Raw genomic sequence first — 18229 nt, forward strand, 5'->3', positions numbered from 1 at the left:
CGCCTGCTGAGTGCGACACTCCACGGAGGCCACATGGGCAAACGATCTGTCATGGCGGCAACGGCTGTCCTGTCCACGGCATTCTTGGCGCCTGCAATCTTGAACGCGCAGGACCAACCCCGGCCGGCTATGTCGTGTCCGGTCGACCATGACCAGCTCGCCGATATCCTCAAAAAGAGTGTGAAGCCCGGCGGCGGGCCGGGCAATGGAGGCTTCGACAACAACGAATGGGCTGCTGTCGTCAACCGACAGGGTCTTGTCTGCGCGGTCGCCTACAGTGGCAGCAAGGTCGATGATCAGTGGCTGGGCAGCCGGGCAATCGCAGCCGAAAAGGCGAATACGGCGAATGCGTTCAGCCTGAAGGACAAGGCGATGGCCACGGCCAACCTCTACGCGGGCGCGCAACCTGGCGGAATTCTGTTCGGCGCAGGTCTCAGCAACCCACCGTCGCCAGAGGTTCTGTACTCGGGCTCGCCCGACGAATTCGGCACGGCGCGCGATCCAATGGTCGGAAAACCCGTGGGCGGCGTGATCGTCTTTGGCGGTGGTCTGGCGCTCTATGACGGCAACGGGATCGCCGGTGCGCTTGGTATCAGCGGCGACAGTTCCTGCGCCGATCACAATGTTGCCTGGCGCGTCCGCCGCCTGCTTGGACTTGACCGCGTGCCGGCCGGAGTCAGTCCCAATATGAAGGACGCGATCATCTATGACATCGGCCCGGACGGCAAAAGCCCGTCAGGATTTGGCCACCCCAAGTGCAACGGCAAGGAGGATCAGATCGCGGTCGATCTCGGCGCAGGCGTATCGGGCAACGTCGTGAGATAGCTGCGAATCCCTCCTTTTGGAACCAAGGGGAAGCGCAACGTTTGTACGTTCGCACCGGCCTGCAACGCGGCATGGCCTCGTCACCGCCATGGAGTGCTTTACACATGTTAGTGCGTGGTTTCGCGCGGTTGCTGAGCGTCCTTTGCGCATTCGGCGCGTTGCTGTCGTCGGGATCGGCACAAACCGATCTCGCCAGCCGCATGAAGGATCCGGGCCAATGGCCCATGGCCGCGCGCGATTACGCCAACACGCGCTACAGCGAGCTCGACCAGATCAATGCGACCAACGCCTCGCGCCTCCAGCTTGCGTGGACCTTCTCGGTTGGCGCCGATCGCGGCCAGGAAGCGGCGCCGCTCGTGGTGGACGGCACCATGTACGTGGTCGGCCCTTATGCAGGCCCCTACCCCAACCGTGTGTTCGCACTCGATGCCACGACAGGTGAGTTGAAGTGGTCCTACGCGCCGAAGCCGGAGCCGGCAGCCGCGGGCGTTGCCTGTTGCGATGTCGTCAATCGCGGGCTCGCCTTCGACAACGGCAAGGTCTTCCTCAATACACTCGATAACCACACCGTCGCGATCGATGCGAAGACCGGCAAGGAGCTCTGGCACACCAAGCTCGGCGAGATCAACAAGGGCGAGACCATCACGATGGCACCCATCGTGGTGAAGGGAAAGATTCTCGTCGGCAACAGCGGCGGCGAAATGGGCGTTCGTGGCTGGGTCACGGCGCTAGATGAGAACACCGGCGCCATCGCCTGGCGCGCCTATTCGACGGGCCCCGACAAGGAGGTGCTGATCGGGGACGATTTCAAGCCGTTCTATGACAATCTCAAAGGCACGGATCTCGGCGTGAAGAGCTGGCCGGCCGATCGCTGGCAGGTCGGCGGCGGTACAGTCTGGGGCTGGATCTCCTACGATCCTGATCTGAACCTGATCTACTACGGTACTGCCAATCCCAGTCCCTGGAATGCCAACCAGCGCAGCGGCGACAATCTCTGGAGTACCACGATCTTTGCGCGCGACCCGGACACCGGTCGCGCCAAATGGGCCTACCAGGTCAACCCGCACGATCTGTTCGATCACGATGAAGTCAACGAGAACGTGCTTCTCGATCTCGATCTTAGCGGCCAGACCCGCAAGGTGCTGATCCATCCCGGCCGCAACGGCTACATGTACGTCATGGATCGCGCGACCGGCGAAGTGATCTCGGCCGACGCCTATGAGTTCGTCAATAGCTACAAGGGCGTCGATCTGAAGACCGGCAAGATCATCCCAAACGAGGAGAAGACGCCGCTGGTTGGCAAGACCGTCGAGAATATCTGCCCGAGCGCGCCCGGCGCCAAAGATTGGCAACCGTCGGCCTGGTCACCGCGGACCAAGCTGCTGTACGTGCCGCATCAGCACCTTTGCATGGACTTCAAGGCCTCGCAGGTCGGATATATCGCCGGCACGCCCTATGTCGGCGCGGACGTTGATATGTATGCCGGCCCTGGCGGGTATCGCGGCGAGTTCATGGCGTGGGACCCGGTCGCGCGCAAGAAGATCTGGGAGATCCACGAGAAGCTTCCGGTCTGGAGTGGCGCGCTGGTGACGGCCGGCGACGTGGCGTTCTACGGCACCATGGATCGCCTTTTCAAGGCGGTAAACGCCAGGGATGGGCGTGTGCTCTGGCAATTCCGTGCCGGCTCCGGGTTCATCGGCCAGCCGGTTTCCTATCGCGGCTCCGACGGACAGCAATACATCGCGATCCTCTCGGGCGTCGGCGGTTGGCCGGGGGTGGTTGCCAATGCTGAGGTCGATCCGCGCGTGCGCAATGCCGCACTGGGCTTTGCGGGCGCGACGCAGGATTTGCCGTTTTACACCGCCGGCGGGAGCGAGTTGCTGGTGTTCAAGCTTGGAGACGCAAAGGGTGAGGACACCAGCCATGCGCCCTCGAAGTAATTGTCCGGGCATCGCCCTCGGCATCCTGATCGGGCTCGCGAGCACCGGAGCGGCGGCATCGGATGGCGAACTCCGCGTCTGTGCCGATCCGAACAATCTGCCATTCTCGAACAGCGCGGAAGCGGGATTCGAGAACAGGCTCGCAGCCATGGTTGGCGAGCATTTCGGCCAACAGGTCGCCTACACTTGGTGGGCGCAGCGGCGCGGCTTCGTCCGCAACACGCTCAATGCCGGCAAATGCGACGTCGTGATGGGCGTACCGGTCGGCTATGATCTCGTGGAGTCGACAAAGCCGTATTATCGCTCGAGCTACGTGTTCGTGGCTCGGCAGGATAAGCAGCTCGATCTTTCGTCGCTGCTCGACCCGCGCTTACATCACCTCGTGATCGGCGTGCATCTGATCGGCGACGACGGCAACAATCCACCGCCTGCGCAGGCGCTCGGCGAACAGGGCATCGTCGACAATGTCCGCGGCTATTCTATCTACGGCGACTATCGCCAGGCTGATCCGCCCGCGCGCCTGATCGAGGCAGTCGAGAGCGGCGAGATCGATGTTGCTGCCGCCTGGGGGCCGCTGGGCGGCTATTTCGCGCAGCGCTCTCCCGTCCCGCTGACGGTCACGCCAATTCGGGATTACGAGCGCTTTGGCCCCCAGCAGTTCCAGTTCTCCATTGCCATGGGCGTACGCAAAGACGACCACGCGCTGCGCGACCGGCTGAATGCCTTCATCGACGAGCATCGATCCGAGATCATGTCGCTGCTGCGCAGTTTCGGCGTGCCGCTGGTCGAAAAGCCGGTCACGGCATCCGGAGGGCATGAGTGATGTCTGCTCCAGCATTACGCATGAGCTTCCTATCGTTGCTCCTCGCGATCGTGTCGAACGGCGCCGGAATCGCCCAGCAGACTCTGCCGCAGTCACAGGAAGCGCAGATGCCGATGCCGGCACCGCGCCCGAATTTCGGCGGCAGCGTCGGCAACGGTAGGCCCGGCGTCTTCATGCAGGTCCCGGTCAGCCACCTCTTCCCCGGCGCGCAGCCGGACCGACCCCAGATCAAGAATCCCGTGCAAGGCGATCCCAATGCAGAGCAGCGCGGGATGACCTATTTCGTCAACTTCAATTGCGTCGGCTGCCACGCGCCGAACGGCGGCGGCGGCATGGGGCCGGCGTTGAGTAACAGCATCTTCACCTATGGCTCGCAGCCCGAGAGCATCTATCTGTCGATCTACCAGGGACGGCCCAATGGAATGCCGGCCTGGGGCGGCGTGCTGCCCGACAGCGTGATATGGGACCTCGTCACTTATATCGGCAAGATCAGCAACGAGCCGAACCGGCAATGGGGCCGGACCTTCTCGGCAAATCCGCTATCCCCGGAAGTGGAGCAAGTCCCGAGCGAGCAGGTCTCGACGACCGATCCGTGGTCCGCCACCAAAACCTTCAATTCCGGCCGAAAACCCTGATCGGGAAAGCGGAGCAGCCGATGGGGACTCCAACGACACGATCGCTCATTGCCTCCCTGCTGGCCCTGACGGCGGTGGCCTGCGACAAAGGCACGGCTGCCGGCCCGGACAATTTCATCGGCGATGCACGCCGCGGTATCGACCTCGTCAAGCAGTACCATTGCGGCAGCTGTCACGACATACCCGGCATCGCCGGTGCCGACGGCAACGTCGGCCCACCTCTGCACCGGATCGGCACGCGGACCTACATCGCCGGCTACATGCAGAATTCGCCCGACAACATGGCGGACTGGATCGAAGATCCGCAGCGGGCGTTGCCGGGCAACGCCATGCCAAGAATGGGCATCCCGCAGAAGGACGCGCGCGATATCGCGGCGTTTCTCTATACGCTGAAGTAGGAAATATGACCCCCATCCATCGCCCGGCAAACTTGTTCCGTGACGCGCCATTGCTGGCCGTCACCATTGTGATTGTCGCCATCATGGGATTGGCCCTCGCCGGCGGCGGCGCCTGGCTCGCTGTGCTTGGCGGCTCCTTTTACTATCTCGTCGCCGGGGCCATGCTTTTGCTCACCGCGTGGCTGCTTACGCGCCGTCGTGCCGAGGCGCTCTGGGTGTATGCCGCGCTGCTGCTTGGCACGATGGCGTGGGCAATTTGGGAGGCCGGCCTCGATTTCTGGTCCCTGGCGCCGCGCGGCGACGTGCTTGCGCCGCTGGGCGTCTGGCTGCTGTTGCCCTTCATTACGCGTCGTTTGGCACCTCGCTTGCGTGCCGCGCGATGGGCGCTCGGCGTCGTACTGATGGCGGCGGCCGCCGTCCTCGCCCTCTCCCTCACGCGCGATCGCCACGATCTTGCCGGCACGGTGCCGGAGAGCGAAACGACGGGCGCCATTGCCTCCTCCGAAGCAGCCCCGCCCGCCGCCGGCGAAAACTGGACCGCCTATGGCGGCACCGGCTGGGGGACGCGCTATTCCTCGCTCAGCCAGATCACCAAAACCGATGTGAAGGACCTCAAGCTCGCCTGGGAATTCCGCACCGGCGACCACAAGGGACCCGATGATCCCGATGAGATCACCAACCAGGCGACGCCGCTCAAGATTGGCGATCTCCTCTACACCTGCTCGCCACACCAGATCGTGTTCGCGCTCGACGCTGCGACCGGCAAGTTGCGCTGGAAGTTTGACCCTCAGATCCAGCACAACAAGGCCTTCCAGCACATGACCTGCCGCGGCGTGTCGTATCACGCGACAAAGCCTGGCGCGGTCACAACCGACGGCGCGCCGGCCCCAAGCGATTGTCCGCAGCGCATTTTCGTGCCGACGAATGACGGCCGGATGTTTTCGCTGGATGCCCAGAGCGGCACGCCCTGCGCCAGCTTTGGCAACCAAGGTCAGATCGACCTCAAGGAGGGAAGCGAGGTCCAGACGCTCGGCTTCTACGAGGGTACCTCGCCGCCCGTGGTGACCGAGAAGGTTCTGATCGTCGGTGGCGCCATCATCGACAATTATTCCGACCGCGTGCCTTCAGGCGTGATCCGCGGTTTCGACATCTATTCCGGGCGACTGATATGGGCGTTCGATGCCGGCAATCCCGATCCGAACGAGATGCCCTCCGCCTCGCATCATTTCACGGCCGGTTCACCCAATTCGTGGAGCATCTCGGCGGTCGATGAAAATCTCGGGCTCGTCTACGTCCCGCTGGGCTCAAGCTCTCCGGACATCTGGGGCGGCGGCCGTTCGTCGGACAAGGAGCGTTACGATTCAGCGCTGATCGCGCTCGATATCGCCACCGGAAAACTACGCTGGTCGTTCCAGAACGTGCACCATGATCTCTGGGATATGGACATGCCTTCGCAGCCGAGCCTGGTCGATCTGCGTTCGAATGGCGGCACCACGCCGGCGATCTACATTCCGGCAAAGACGGGCGACATTTTCGTGCTCGACCGCCGCGACGGGCATCAGCTGGTGCCCGCGCCGGAGAAGCCCGTGCCGCAGGGCGCCGCACCCGGCGACCGGCTATGGCCCACTCAGCCCTTCTCGGAATTGAGCTTCCGCCCGCCCGGCATGCTGACGGACGCGCAGATGTGGGGCAGCACGATGTTCGACCAGCTCGCCTGCCGTATCAAGTTCAAGCGTCTCCGTTACGAAGGGCCGTTCACGCCGCCTTCGGAGCAAGGTACGCTGGTGTTCCCGGGTGATTTCGGCATGTTCGAGTGGGGCGGAATTGCCGTCGATCCAAAGCGGCAGATCGCGATTGCAAACCCTCAATCGATTCCGTTCATTTCCCGCCTGGTGCCGCGTGGAAAAGACAATCCGGCCGCGCCGAACGCTGCGCATCCACCCGGCACCGAACTCGGCGTTCAACCGATGTACGGCGCTCCCTACGGCGTCGAACTCGGCATCTTCCTGTCGCCGCTCGGCATCCCCTGCCTCGCCCCGCCCTGGGGGAATATCGCGGCCATTGCCCTCAAGACGCACAAGGTGGTGTGGCAACACCGTATCGGCACGATCCGCGATCAGGCCCCTGTCCCGTTTCCGTTCAAGCTGGGCGTTCCCATGCTGGGCGGGCCGATCGTGACCGCGGGAGGCGTCATCTTCATCACGGGGACAATGGATGACTATATCAGGGCATTCGACGTCAGTGATGGCAAGCAGCTCTGGCAGGACCGTCTTCCCGCTGGCGGCCAATCAACGCCAATGACTTATGAGACCGGCGGCAAGCAATACGTGGTGACGGTCGATGGCGGCCACGGCTCGTTCGGCACCAGGCTCGGGGACTACGTGCGGGCCTACGCGTTGCCATGATGTCCGTCGGTCAAGACGGCCTTGCTGCGGTACGTCCCGTCGACGTCCGGCGACGCCTGGTCCTGATCTGCGGCCGACGCGGCCGGACGGCTATCGCGGCCACGAAAGCCACACACGCAGCCATTCCCACAACTGCAAGCCCCTTGCTGATGACCCCAGCCGGTGGAAGCTGCTTCCGCCCCAGCCACCCCCCGTCTACCGACGTGCCGAGCGGCGAGGCTTCGATGATACTTCCCTCGCTGATCGGTGCGCGTCCGGCGCGCGACAGGAGGAATCGGAATGCGCCACCTAACAGATTTTCGGTCAATTTCGGCGCGATGGCGTAGGCGATCTGGCCACCGCGCGCGGGCCAGCCGACGGCCACTTCATCGCGCGGCGCGCGAACGAGGTTCAAAAAGGTCTGAGCGACATCTTCTGACTGGTACAGCAGCGGCCCCGGATCGAGCCTCTTCCCGGACATGTTGGCGCCGTGGACGAAGCCCGGCGTATCTACCATCGCCGGGAACACGCCGCAGACATGGATGTTCGGATGCGCGTCGAGCTCCTGGCGCAGGCTCGCCGTGAACCCGCGCAGGCCGAACTTGCTCGCGGTGTAGGCGGCCGCAAACGGCGTCGGCATCCAACCTCCCAGCGAGATGTTGTTGATCAGGATGCCTCGGTTCTGGCGGAGAAAGATCGGGAGCACCGCGAAGGCGCCGTGCATCATTCCCAGGAGATTGACTTCGATGGTTCGGCGGTGAAGCGCGAAGTCGGCGTCCTGATAGGCGCCGAATACACCGGTGCCGGCGTTATTGATCCAGACGTCGATTCCGCCGAATACATCGTCGACCTGCGCTGCCAATCGCTGCACCGCTTCCGCATCGCTGACATCGGTCTGGACCGCCAAGGCACGGCCTCCCAGCGCCTCGCACTCTGCCGCGAGGCTTGCCAGGACCTCACTGCGACGAGCGGCAAGCGCCACGCTCGCCCCTTGCTGCGCAAACGCCAGCGCCGCCGCTCGGCCAATTCCGCTGGATGCTCCCGTAATGACGACCCGTGTGCCCGCCATTGGCCGCCGCGAAGATCCGGAGGCATCCATTGGGACAAGCCAGCGCAACGACCGCCGGAGGCGCACGGCCGCGTCCGCTTTGAACCAGTCACCATGCGCGAAGATGACCCGCTCGGGCGCCAGGCGCACGAGCCGTTCGGCCGCGGCCTGTACCGAATGGCCGCCGAGGCGCAACAAGAGCCGGAGATAAATCGGCGCCTTGCCGTCAGGCTTGGCGATGCCGAGCAGGTTTGCGGCGGCCTGATTTGACGCGGAAAGATCATGGGAATCAAGGTTCTGCACGAGATCCGTCAGGATCAGCGTGCGGCTCCGCTTGTCGAATATCTCCACCTCGGAGAACATCGGGGCATGCACCGAGATGGTCTGAAGCTCGGCGGCCCACTCTCCGGGGGGGGTGTCGCCAAGTTCGCGGTCAACGCGAAGCCCGGCCTCTCGCACCTGCTTCCGCGCAGACAGTCCTCGCGCAGTAAAGGTCAACGTTTGCGACAGATGTCTTTGCCAGGCAGGCAGAAACATCCAGTGCGCCACGTTCGGCGCGACCAGATATTTGATTGATCCCAACCGCTCCAGCTCATTGCGCAGAGCAGGCGAATATCGCACCGGCGAGTGCAGCACGAGGTCACCATTCGACAGCCGAATGACCGTCATGCGAACAGGCAGACGCAGACCGGCCGCGCTGATTGGCACATCGTCCGCGATCCAGATGTCATCTGTCTCCCTCGTGAGGGCGGCGGTCGATGAGGCGGCGTCAAATCTGTGCATGAGCGTCTTCCGGTCGGGACCTTGCTCAAATCCCTGACATGACGCTCGTTCCTCGCCAGGGCGGCCCGGCGCAAAAGCTTCGATGACTCAAAGATGTACAGGAGCGAATCCGTTCAGGCGAGCCGCGCAGGTGCCGGCGTCGCGAGTTCGCCACGACCCCGATTCCCGCCCGTTACCGCCGCATGGCTGAGGCTTCGGACAAGGCCCTGGAACCGGCCTTCCGGAGGACCGCCAAGAGAGGCCTATCTCTTGTCCCCATCGTGTCGGTGTCGAACAGGGGACCGCCTCCCGCGGAAAAGCCTCACGCTACACGATAGTGCCGGCGAAACGAAGTGCGGACGACTGCCGCTTTCCCTAATTTCATTTCACAGGAACATTGAAGACTGGCGAACGTCGACTCGCACCCGTCGATCATACCCTGATCGAGGGAGCGTATCACAGGTTAATGCCTGCCCTTTGCCATTTGGGTCAGAGTTGCGGTAGGCGGCGGGCGATCGGATGACCGATGCAGACGGGATTTGCCTTTTCCAAGCTTGCCGATCACCTGGCGAGTATTGGCGACGTGACCGCCGACGACCTTGATCTGCTGGCAGAAATGCCGAGCACGATCGCGCACTTCAGTTCACATCAGGCTATCCTGCGCCACGGCGACGACAGCCAACAATGCTGCCTGCTGCTCCAGGGCTACCTGTCCTGGCAGGACGCCCAGGCCGCAGACGGGCAGATCACATCGATCTCGGTTCCCGGCGACATCGCTGACCTCCAGACCCTCTATCAGCCCCGCATCAATGGCAACCTCATTGCGCTCGGACCTGCCGTGGTCGCGCTGGTGCCGCATCGCTTCTTTCGCGAACTATCGGCGCGCTCGCCCGCGATGTCGCGTACCCTACTGCTGATGCTGCTTGGCGACCACGCCAGACAGCGCAACTGGGCCGTAAACCTCGGCAGCCGGGACGCCTTGACGCGTGTAGCGCACCTGCTCTGCGAGATCACGACACGCCTGCAGAATGTCGGGCTCGCAAAGGACTTCAGATTGGCTTCGCCGTTCACCCAATCCGACCTCGCGGCGGCCTGCAGCATCTCCCCAGTCCATGTCAACCGCACCATCCGGGAGTTGCGCCGCTGCAACCTGTTGCACTGGCACGGCAAGACCTTGATGATCTCCGACTGGCCCGGACTGGTCCGGCTGGCAGGCTTCGATCCCACCTATCTAGGCATCCGGCCAACTGATCAAGGCCGACGGCCAGTGCAACTGGAATTGACCAAAGGCGCCGTCGCGTCGGCGAGATGATATTGCGTAACCTTCTGCTCACACCTCACGCGCTCCTGTAAGGCTTCGCGCACTTCCAGAATGACAGCCCCCCAATCGCCGGCCGTCTTTTGACGAAACAGCCGCAGGCTCGGATACCAGAACGTGCGGCATCCGGATGAAGGCCAGCGCCAGTCGCAATCGGCGTGCAGCAGCACCCAGGCTTCGCATCCGAGTGCTCCCGCGAGGTGTGCGACCATGGTGTCGACGCAAATGACGAGATCGAGCTGGCAGAGAAGACGACCGAGAGCCGCGATATCGGGCGTGCTGATGTCGCGAGCGCCGATCTGCGCGAGTTCGTCGGTCCCCGCCTCTCTCTGGAGCGAATGAAGCGCTACGCCAGGAACGGCGAGACGTCGCAACAATGCGGGGAGAATAGCGCGCCGCTTATCCCATTGGCCCACCTCCCAGACCAAGCCGACGGGCAGACCTTCGCAGTCGAGCGACACAGGCATGCTTCTCGGCGGCAGCGTCAAATATGGCGCGCTCATCCCGATCTGCTCTCTCCCGACCTTGAGCGCGTGCGGCACCTCCATGATCTCGATGTCGACCTCAAAGTCAGCTTCAGGCGTGCCCGAATGGAGCGCAAGCGCGCAATCGACGCCTGCCGTGCGCTCGACCAGCGGCAACAGTTCGGGCTGACACCAGACCGTGACACTGCGCGCTACGCCGCGAAGGGGCTGCATGAAACGCAGGAACTGGATCGTGTCGCCGAGCCCGTGATAGCACCGCACGAGCAGGTGCTTGTTCGCAAGCGACTCCCCTCGCCAGATCCGCTGGAGATGACGCGGACCGGTATGCTTGGGCGGGTACCCGGACGTCGCGAGATCGTGGTCATTGATGGCCCAGGCACGCGCAAAGTCGCCTGCTCGCATGGCCTCCACCCAGCCGTTCGTCACGTCCCGAGATCCGGCTAGCGACGGACGAATTTGTGGAAGCGGCTCAGCTCTCCGTCCTTGGTCCGGTCCTGGTGCAGGAAGGCAATGCCGGCCTCGTCGAACTTCTCGAAGAACTCATCCCACCCGATGCGGTCGAGCCCCTCATCCGGCGGATCGAAATCGATGCGCAGGATGCCGGCGTGTCCATCCTCTTCGGTCGCCTTGACGGTCGCCGGCCGCCCACCGCGCTCTTCGATCCATTTGCGGATCGCGGCGTGATCGGTGGTCTGCTGGGCTTCGTTGTTCTGCGTCTTGGACGTCATGTGGCACCTCGCTTGTGCAGGCCCGGCAATGACACGGCCATCGCCGAAGCCATTTGCGATGAAACGCGGGCCGGCAGGATTTGTTCTTCACGGCGCGCCGGGGCCGACGCCGGACAACCAGCATCATCTTCTTCATCTTCATCCAGGATGATGTTCGTTCCGTTGATCCGGCTGCGGATCTTATCCCAAGTTAAGCGCGCTGCATTTTTGTTGCCCTGAATCGATGCGCACGCCGGCTCGGCGGCTCCAGCACAGGAACGAACATACCTTCCGACACGTTCGCCGATCTACTTACGCTGATGCCATCGTCTTCCCGGAGGTCTTAGTCCATGCATTCCCGTCTTCAGGACAGGCGCCGCGTGCGCGTCGGCATCGTCGGCGTCGGCAATTGCGCAAGCTCCTTCGTCCAGGGGCTCACCTATTACCGAAACGCCAAATCGAACGAGCCTGTGCCCGGCCTGATGAACGTCGATCTCGGCGGGTATCACATCAGCGACCTCCAGATCGCGTCAGCTTTCGACGTCAACGCCGGCAAGGTCGGACGCGATGTCGCCGACGCCATCTTTGCCAAGCCGAACAACACGCATCGGTTCTCCGATGTCGAACAGACCGGAGTGATCGTTCAGCGCGGCCCGGTCATGGATGGCATCGGGCACTATCTCGAAGATGATGTTCCGGTCGCCGACGTCCCGGAGGCCGATGTTTCGGAGGTCCTGGCAATGTCACGGACCGACGTGCTGGTGTCGTACCTGCCCGTCGGCTCGCAACGCGCAAGTGAATGGTACGCAGCGCGCGCCATCGAAGCCGGCTGCGGCTACGTTAATTGCATCCCCGTTTTCATCGCTTCCAATCCGGACTGGCGGCAGCGGTTCGAGAATGCAGGCCTTCCGATCATCGGCGACGACATCAAGAGCCAGGTCGGCGCAACCATCCTGCACCGCGTGCTCGCCAATTTGTTTCGCGATCGCGGCGTGCGGCTGGACCGCACCTACCAGCTCAACGTCGGCGGCAATACCGACTTCAAGAACATGCTCGAACGAGAGCGGCTGACCTCGAAGAAGATCTCCAAGACTCAGGCGGTCACCAGCCAGTTCGACGTTCCGATCGATCCCGACAACATCCATGTCGGGCCGAGCGATCACGTGCCCTGGCTGACCGATCGCAAGCTCGCTTTCATCCGCCTCGAAGGCACGACATTCGGCGGCGTGCCGCTGAGCGCCGAAGTCAAGCTCGAAGTGTGGGACTCCCCGAACTCCGCGGGCGTCGTGATCGACGCGGTCCGCTGCGCAAAACTTGCCATGGATCGCGGTCAGGGCGGCGCCCTGACCGGTCCCTCCAGCTATTTCATGAAATCGCCGCCGCAGCAGTTCACCGACGAGGAGGCCGGACGGCGAACGCGCGCCTTCATCGAGGACAAGGTGTATACTTGATGGCGAGGATCATTCATCTCGTGCGTCACGGTCACCATGCTTTGCTCGGCCGCACGCTATGCGGCCGGATGAATGGCGTCACGCTCGACGACATCGGCTGCGAGGAAATGGCGCGCTGTGCAATCACGATCAGCCCGTGGCCAGCCTTGATCCAGTCGAGCCCGCAGCGGCGCTGCATGCAATCAGCCTCCATTCTGGCGGCGCACTTCGGACTGCCGATCGAGATCGTTCCCGCTCTCGACGAACTCGACTATGGCGAATGGAGCGGCCGGTCGTTCGAGGAGCTCCGTCAGGACCCGCAATGGTCGCGCTGGAACAGGCGGCGCGGGACTAGCCGCCCACCCGGGGGCGAGAGCATGCGCTCGCTCCAGAATCGCGTCGTTGGCCATCTGGAGCAGTTGCGCAACGATCATTCTGCGGGCACCGTCATTGCTGTCAGTCATGCCGAGCCGATCCGTGCGGCGCTCTTGCATTACGCGCGCATGCGGCTTGACGACTTTCTCTCGATCGAAATCGACCCATCCAGCATCTCCACTCTCAGCGTGGACAGCCGCGGGTTCAGGATTACCGGGATCAATCAGCGGGTGCCGGCGTGAAGATCGTCATTTTCGGGCTGACCATCTCCTCCTCCTGGGGCAACGGCCACGCGACCCTGTGGCGCGGCCTCTGCAAGCATCTGGCACACCTCGGCCACACTGTCGTCTTCTACGAGCGCGATGTGCCCTATTACGCCGGCGCCCGCGACTTCAATGAGTTGCCGGGCGGCCAGCTGCGGTTGTTTTCGGACTGGGACGAGACCCGCTCCTTCGCTCGCCGCGATGTCGGGGATGCCGATGTCGCGATCGTCACGTCTTATTGTCCCGACGCGATCGCGGCGACCGACCTGATCATGTCGGAAAGACGCGCCGTTCCCGTCTTCTATGATCTGGATACCCCGATCACGCTGGCGCGGCTCATGGAGGGTGGATCCGTTCCGTATATCAGCCCGCGGGGCCTACGGGATTTCGCGCTCGTCCTCAGCTTCACCGGCGGGCCCCGCGTTGCCCACGAATTCCGCGACCGGCTCGGCGCCCGCGACATTCGCCCCCTATACGGCCACGTCGATGTCGATATTCATCGCCCGGTGCCGCCCCGACCGCACTACCGCGCAGATCTCTCTTATCTCGGCACCTATTCCGAAGACCGCCAGCGCGGACTTGAGGCGCTTTTCGTCGAACCGGCACGCGCGCGGCAGGACCTGCGCTTCCTGATCGGCGGGGCGCAGTATCCTGACGACTTCCCATGGTCGCCCAACATCTACTTCGTGCGGCATCTGCCGCCATCGGAGCATGCGCCTTTCTTTGCATCCTCCCGCTTGACCCTCAACGTCACACGCAAAGCCATGGCGGAGATGGGCTGGTGCCCCTCCGGCCGTCTGTTCGAGGCGGCTGCCTGTGGCGTCCCGCTCCTGAGCGACGACTGGCCGGGTATCGAAGAGTTCTTCGCGCCTGGCAGGGAGATCCTGATCGCCCGCGACGCGCAGGACACATTGACGGCATTGGCGATGCCGAGCGCCGAGCTCCAATCTATCGCTAGATGCGCCTATGAACGGACAATGGATCAGCACACATCCGACAAACGCGCACGCGAGCTGGTGTCGCTGCTCGAGCAGGCGGCGTCCAGCGGCACGCATCGCCAGCAATCCGAGGAGGCCTGACCATGTGGGGCATCGTTCCGGCCGCGGGCCGCGGCAGCCGCATCCAACCGCTGGCGTTCTCCAAGGAGCTGCTGCCCGTCGGCAGCCGGCGCGACGACGGCACGGAGCGCCCCTGCGCGGTCTCCGAATATCTCCTGGAGCGCCTCATCCTTGGCGGCGCGGACAAGATCTGCTTCGTCATTTCGCCGGGCAAATCCGACATTCTGGAATATTTCGGCGATCACTACGGCAGCGCTCAGCTCGCCTATGTGGTCCAGCCCGACGCATCCGGCCTGTGCGACGCCGTCTTCCGGGCCGGCACCGTGGTCGGCCATGACGAGCACGTCGTCGTCGGCCTGCCCGATACCGTGTGGTTTCCAAAGGCCGCCTTGCAGGCTCTGCCCGATGCCGACCTCTCCTTCCTGCTCTTCCCGGTCGAGCGCCCGGAATTCTTCGACGCCGTTGTGGTCGAGGGAGACAACGTGCGGGAGATCCAGGTCAAGCAGCCGACCCCAACCTCGCGGTGGATCTGGGGCGCTTTCAGGATGTCGGCCACCGGCTTCCGCGAATTGCATGCGCTCTGGAACGCGCGAGATCGGCGAGACGAATATTTTGGGACTTTGGTCAATGCGTACCTCCAGGCAGGTGGCGTCGGCATCGGGGTCAAGGCCGGGGAGTCCTATGTCGATGTCGGAACCGTCGACGGCTATCGCAAGGCTATGGCTCTTCTCGCGGACAGCGCCGGCGCTGACGGCCGGTCGAGGTCGCGGGTCGGCACCTCGTCGGATGGAGCTCGACCGATCCCCGCGATGGACAACGGAGCGACTGCATGACGAGAGCGCTACTTACGCGCGAGGAAATTCGCAGGCGCGTCGATGCGCTCGGGCCGTGGTTTCACAATCTCGACCTGAATGGCGTGCCGACCGCCCCCGCCCACTTCCTCGGCGACTATCCCAACGTGAAATGGCGGCGCTTTTCCGGAATCATTCCGGACCGCCTCGAAGGCAAGACCGTGCTCGATATCGGCTGCAACGCCGGCTTTTACGCCATGGAGATGAAGCAGCGGGGTGCCGAGCGCGTGCTTGGACTAGATACCGACGAGGAGTATCTGGCGCAGGCGCGCTTCGCCGCCGAAGTGAAAGGCCTCAGGATCGAATTCCGCAAGATGTCGGCCTATGATGTCGGGCACCTCCGCGAGAAGTTCGATCTGGTGATCTTCATGGGCGTGCTCTACCACCTGCGCCATCCGCTTCTGGCGCTGGATCTCATCCACGAGCACGTCGCCAAGGACCTCCTCCTGTTCCAATCGATGCAGCGCGGCGACAGTCACGTCGACGCGATCGAGAAGAACTACGATTTCTGGACCACCGATCAGTTCGATTCCGCCGGCTATCCCAAACTGCACTTCATCGAGCACAAATACGCCGACGACCCCACCAATTGGTGGGTCCCGAACCGGGCCTGCGTCGAGGCCATGCTGCGCAGCGCGGGCTTTGCCATCACTGCGCATCCCGAAGAGGAGGTCTATCTCTGCGAGCGAACGGAGCGCCCCCAGTCCGATGGACCCGTTTATCCTTGCCGGAGCACAAGCCCATGATCGAGGCTGCCAAGATCTGGAACGAGCCGAACAACAAGTCGCATTGGAATCTCCTGATCGATCCGGATTGGGCGATGTTCGCGAACTTGGCCATTGCTGCCGGCAAATCGATCCGCAGTGCGCGGCCCGCATTGCCAATCGTGCTCGGCGGCATCTCGCCGATTGATCCGTCCTTCATGCGCAACATGCAGAGCCGCAGCGTGCTCGACAATTTCGATGCAGTCGCCGTGCATGGCTTTCCGCTCGACTGGAACCTGTGGCAGATCGGCGAGTGGCCGGCCAAGATCGAGGAGATCAAGTCGGTCACCGCCCTGCCCGTCTGGGTGACGGAGGTCGGCGTCTCCTCGTTCGGCGCCGAAGAGGTGCAAGCCTGGGGCCTGTCGCGCACAGCCGAACTCCTGATCGGCCGTGCCCCGCGCATCCATTGGTACAGCCTCTACGACCTTCCCTCCGCCTGGGAAGCAACGACACGGCACAAGGAAGCCGAAGGCTCCTCCTATTACAGGCATTTCCACATGGGCCTGCTGCGCGAGGACGGCACGCCAAAGGCGGCGGCCGATCAGTTTGGCATGTATGCGCCTGCAATGGGTCTGTGCCAGTGGTTCCACTTCGAGGATCATCGCCTCAACGACGCCGTGCACTGGATGCGCCGTCTCGGCGTGACCCATCTCAGGACAGGTCTTTCGTGGGCCGACAGCTTCCGGCCTAATGCGCTCGCATGGTTCGACCGCCAGATGGAGGCGCTGGCGGAATTTCAGGTCACGGTGACGTTCTGCTTCACGCCCGAGCATCGGGGCATCGAGCCGCATCACACCAGCCCGCCACTCGACGTCAATGAGTTTGCGGATTTCTGCGCATTGATGGTCGATCGCTACTGCACGAAGACCGGTGCTGCATCCTCCGCAACGTCCGCCGATCCCCCTATCAGAGAACCGACATGCGTGCCCTGATCCTGGTGATGGACTCCGTCGGCATCGGCGGCGCGCCGGATGCCGCTCGCTATGGCGACGATGGCGCCGACACTGTCGGCCACATCGCCGAAGCCTGCATGGCCGGTCGCGCCGACAGCGCCGCCCGCGAGGGTCCGCTCCGGCTTCCCAATCTCGTCGCGCTCGGCCTCGGCCAGGCCTGCCGCCTCGCCGCGGGGCGCGTGCCGCCGGGGCTGGACGGTCGGGTCGAGCACCGGAAATTTGGGTGCGCAAGCGAGATCTCGAAAGGCAAGGACACCCCGTCAGGCCATTGGGAGATCTCCGGAGTGCCCGTACCGTTCGAATGGGGCTATTTCCCCCGAACGGTGCCCTGCTTCCCCGCGGATCTGACTAAGGCCTTCTGCGAGCAAGCCGGATTGCCCGGCATTCTCGGGGATTGTCACGCCTCCGGCACGGAGATCATCGCCGAGTTCGGCGAGCGCCACATGCGAACGGGAATGCCGATCTGCTACACCTCAGCCGACAGCGTGTTCCAGATCGCAGCGCATGAGGAGACCTTCGGGCTCGAACGTCTGTATGAGATTTGCGCGATCGCAAGGCGGCTGATCGATCCCCTCAACATCGGCCGCGTCATTGCCCGGCCATTCGTCGGCACAAGTGCGAGCGACTTCAAGCGCACCGTACACCGGCGCGACTATTCGGTGCCGCCGCCCGGGCGAACCATCTTAGATCTCGCTGAAAGCGCCGGCCGTGACATCGTGACGATCGGCAAGATCGACGACATCTTCGCTCATCGAGCAACGGGGCGAAACATGCGCGGCGACGGCAATGACGGGTTGTTCGACGCCTCGCTCAAGGGGCTGGCCGGCCTTGCGGATGGAGGAATGCTGTTCGCCAACTTCATCGATTTCGACACCCTCTACGGCCATCGCCGCGACGTCGCGGGCTATGCCGCGGCACTCGAATTCTTCGATGACCGTCTTCCCGAGCTACTGTCGCGTCTGCGGAGCGACGATCTTCTGATCATCACCGCCGACCATGGCTGCGATCCGACCTGGAGCGGCACCGACCACACCCGCGAACAGGTGCCTATCCTGGCCTGGACGACGCAATCATCTGCTCCGATCGGCCGGCGTGCCGGCTTTTCCGATATCGGCGCGACCGCGGCAAGGCACCTGGACCTGCCGGAACCGCTGCACGGCGTGCACTTCTAGCCGCCGGCAGAGCTGCGGATTCACCTAGGTTATTGATC

Annotated in this window: 17 protein-coding genes; 14 read left to right on the forward strand and 3 right to left on the reverse strand. The window is 63.5% G+C overall.

What is annotated here, in order from left to right; translation table 11 throughout:
• The first annotated feature begins 33 nt into the window (after positions 1–33).
• The 6 genes from IVB12_RS22840 to IVB12_RS22865 all read left to right on the forward strand — a co-directional run bounded on the left by IVB12_RS22840 (position 34) and on the right by IVB12_RS22865 (position 7026).
• The gene (locus tag IVB12_RS22840; RefSeq protein WP_247302242.1) at positions 34–825 is read left to right on the forward strand and encodes a heme-binding protein; all 792 of its coding nucleotides are present in this window, start codon (positions 34–36) and stop codon (positions 823–825) included.
• Positions 826–929: 104 nt separating this feature from the next.
• Positions 930–2765 carry a methanol/ethanol family PQQ-dependent dehydrogenase gene (locus IVB12_RS22845; protein WP_256467128.1) on the forward strand — a complete coding sequence of 612 codons (1836 nt, stop codon included), beginning with the start codon at positions 930–932 and terminating at the stop codon, positions 2763–2765.
• On the forward strand, positions 2749–3588 hold the full coding sequence (locus IVB12_RS22850) for a substrate-binding domain-containing protein (RefSeq protein WP_247302244.1): 840 nt from the start codon (positions 2749–2751) through the stop codon (positions 3586–3588). Before IVB12_RS22845 ends, IVB12_RS22850 begins: the two co-directional genes overlap by 17 nt.
• Positions 3588–4223 (forward strand): cytochrome c, encoded by a 636-nt coding sequence (locus tag IVB12_RS22855; protein ID WP_247302246.1) that lies wholly within the window; start codon positions 3588–3590, stop codon positions 4221–4223. The genes IVB12_RS22850 and IVB12_RS22855 overlap by 1 nt, the downstream gene beginning before the upstream one ends.
• A 20-nt stretch (positions 4224–4243) precedes the next feature.
• Positions 4244–4621, forward strand: a complete 378-nt coding sequence (locus IVB12_RS22860) for a c-type cytochrome (protein WP_247302248.1) — start codon at positions 4244–4246, stop codon at positions 4619–4621.
• 5 nt (positions 4622–4626) lie between these two features.
• The gene (locus tag IVB12_RS22865) at positions 4627–7026 is read left to right on the forward strand and encodes a membrane-bound PQQ-dependent dehydrogenase, glucose/quinate/shikimate family (protein WP_247302249.1); all 2400 of its coding nucleotides are present in this window, start codon (positions 4627–4629) and stop codon (positions 7024–7026) included.
• 10 nt (positions 7027–7036) lie between these two features.
• Here the strand turns inward: IVB12_RS22865 and IVB12_RS22870 are convergent, their stop codons facing one another.
• Positions 7037–8836 (reverse strand): SDR family oxidoreductase, encoded by a 1800-nt coding sequence (locus tag IVB12_RS22870; protein ID WP_247302251.1) that lies wholly within the window; start codon positions 8834–8836, stop codon positions 7037–7039.
• 505 nt (positions 8837–9341) lie between these two features.
• Here IVB12_RS22870 and IVB12_RS22875 point away from each other — a divergent pair.
• Positions 9342–10127, forward strand: a complete 786-nt coding sequence (locus tag IVB12_RS22875) for a Crp/Fnr family transcriptional regulator (protein WP_247302253.1) — start codon at positions 9342–9344, stop codon at positions 10125–10127.
• Here IVB12_RS22875 and IVB12_RS22880 read toward each other — a convergent pair.
• A complete protein-coding gene (locus IVB12_RS22880) occupies positions 10067–11020 on the reverse strand; it encodes a hypothetical protein (protein ID WP_247302255.1) in 954 nt (317 codons plus the stop codon). The genes IVB12_RS22875 and IVB12_RS22880 overlap by 61 nt on opposite strands.
• Before the next feature lie 38 nt (positions 11021–11058).
• Positions 11059–11346, reverse strand: coding sequence for a hypothetical protein (locus tag IVB12_RS22885; RefSeq protein WP_247302257.1), 288 nt, complete (start codon positions 11344–11346; stop codon positions 11059–11061).
• Positions 11347–11675: 329 nt separating this feature from the next.
• Between IVB12_RS22885 and IVB12_RS22890 the strand changes: the two genes are divergently transcribed.
• The 7 genes from IVB12_RS22890 to IVB12_RS22920 are packed head-to-tail and all read left to right on the forward strand — an operon-like array spanning position 11676 to position 18191.
• Positions 11676–12776 (forward strand): inositol-3-phosphate synthase, encoded by a 1101-nt coding sequence (locus IVB12_RS22890; RefSeq protein WP_247302259.1) that lies wholly within the window; start codon positions 11676–11678, stop codon positions 12774–12776.
• The gene (locus tag IVB12_RS22895; protein ID WP_247302260.1) at positions 12776–13372 is read left to right on the forward strand and encodes a histidine phosphatase family protein; all 597 of its coding nucleotides are present in this window, start codon (positions 12776–12778) and stop codon (positions 13370–13372) included. Before IVB12_RS22890 ends, IVB12_RS22895 begins: the two co-directional genes overlap by 1 nt.
• Positions 13369–14472: a glycosyltransferase gene (locus IVB12_RS22900; protein WP_247302262.1), complete on the forward strand. Its 1104-nt coding sequence runs from the start codon at positions 13369–13371 to the stop codon at positions 14470–14472. Before IVB12_RS22895 ends, IVB12_RS22900 begins: the two co-directional genes overlap by 4 nt.
• A 2-nt stretch (positions 14473–14474) precedes the next feature.
• Complete coding sequence (locus tag IVB12_RS22905) at positions 14475–15284, forward strand: sugar phosphate nucleotidyltransferase (RefSeq protein ID WP_247302264.1); 810 nt, start codon at positions 14475–14477, stop codon at positions 15282–15284.
• Positions 15281–16048: a TIGR04290 family methyltransferase gene (locus IVB12_RS22910; protein ID WP_247302273.1), complete on the forward strand. Its 768-nt coding sequence runs from the start codon at positions 15281–15283 to the stop codon at positions 16046–16048. Before IVB12_RS22905 ends, IVB12_RS22910 begins: the two co-directional genes overlap by 4 nt.
• The gene (locus IVB12_RS22915; RefSeq protein ID WP_247302275.1) at positions 16045–16998 is read left to right on the forward strand and encodes a beta-xylosidase; all 954 of its coding nucleotides are present in this window, start codon (positions 16045–16047) and stop codon (positions 16996–16998) included. Before IVB12_RS22910 ends, IVB12_RS22915 begins: the two co-directional genes overlap by 4 nt.
• Positions 16986–18191: a phosphopentomutase gene (locus tag IVB12_RS22920; protein WP_247302277.1), complete on the forward strand. Its 1206-nt coding sequence runs from the start codon at positions 16986–16988 to the stop codon at positions 18189–18191. Before IVB12_RS22915 ends, IVB12_RS22920 begins: the two co-directional genes overlap by 13 nt.
• Positions 18192–18229: the final 38 nt, after the last annotated feature.

Source organism: Bradyrhizobium sp. 179, assembly GCF_023073535.1.
Lineage (GTDB): Bacteria > Pseudomonadota > Alphaproteobacteria > Rhizobiales > Xanthobacteraceae > Bradyrhizobium.

Bases quoted from the DNA above. Each gene is read 5' to 3' on its own strand.
- IVB12_RS22840 (WP_247302242.1), top strand. From the start codon at position 34: ATGGGCAAACGATCTGTCATGGCGGCAACGGCTGTCCTGTCCACGGCA.
- IVB12_RS22845 (WP_256467128.1), top strand. From the start codon at position 930: ATGTTAGTGCGTGGTTTCGCGCGGTTGCTGAGCGTCCTTTGCGCATTC.
- IVB12_RS22850 (WP_247302244.1), top strand. From the start codon at position 2,749: ATGCGCCCTCGAAGTAATTGTCCGGGCATCGCCCTCGGCATCCTGATC.
- IVB12_RS22855 (WP_247302246.1), top strand. From the start codon at position 3,588: ATGTCTGCTCCAGCATTACGCATGAGCTTCCTATCGTTGCTCCTCGCG.
- IVB12_RS22860 (WP_247302248.1), top strand. From the start codon at position 4,244: ATGGGGACTCCAACGACACGATCGCTCATTGCCTCCCTGCTGGCCCTG.
- IVB12_RS22865 (WP_247302249.1), top strand. From the start codon at position 4,627: ATGACCCCCATCCATCGCCCGGCAAACTTGTTCCGTGACGCGCCATTG.
- IVB12_RS22870 (WP_247302251.1), bottom strand. From the start codon at position 8,836: ATGCACAGATTTGACGCCGCCTCATCGACCGCCGCCCTCACGAGGGAG.
- IVB12_RS22875 (WP_247302253.1), top strand. From the start codon at position 9,342: ATGCAGACGGGATTTGCCTTTTCCAAGCTTGCCGATCACCTGGCGAGT.
- IVB12_RS22880 (WP_247302255.1), bottom strand. From the start codon at position 11,020: ATGCGAGCAGGCGACTTTGCGCGTGCCTGGGCCATCAATGACCACGAT.
- IVB12_RS22885 (WP_247302257.1), bottom strand. From the start codon at position 11,346: ATGACGTCCAAGACGCAGAACAACGAAGCCCAGCAGACCACCGATCAC.
- IVB12_RS22890 (WP_247302259.1), top strand. From the start codon at position 11,676: ATGCATTCCCGTCTTCAGGACAGGCGCCGCGTGCGCGTCGGCATCGTC.
- IVB12_RS22895 (WP_247302260.1), top strand. From the start codon at position 12,776: ATGGCGAGGATCATTCATCTCGTGCGTCACGGTCACCATGCTTTGCTC.
- IVB12_RS22905 (WP_247302264.1), top strand. From the start codon at position 14,475: ATGTGGGGCATCGTTCCGGCCGCGGGCCGCGGCAGCCGCATCCAACCG.
- IVB12_RS22910 (WP_247302273.1), top strand. From the start codon at position 15,281: ATGACGAGAGCGCTACTTACGCGCGAGGAAATTCGCAGGCGCGTCGAT.
- IVB12_RS22915 (WP_247302275.1), top strand. From the start codon at position 16,045: ATGATCGAGGCTGCCAAGATCTGGAACGAGCCGAACAACAAGTCGCAT.
- IVB12_RS22920 (WP_247302277.1), top strand. From the start codon at position 16,986: ATGCGTGCCCTGATCCTGGTGATGGACTCCGTCGGCATCGGCGGCGCG.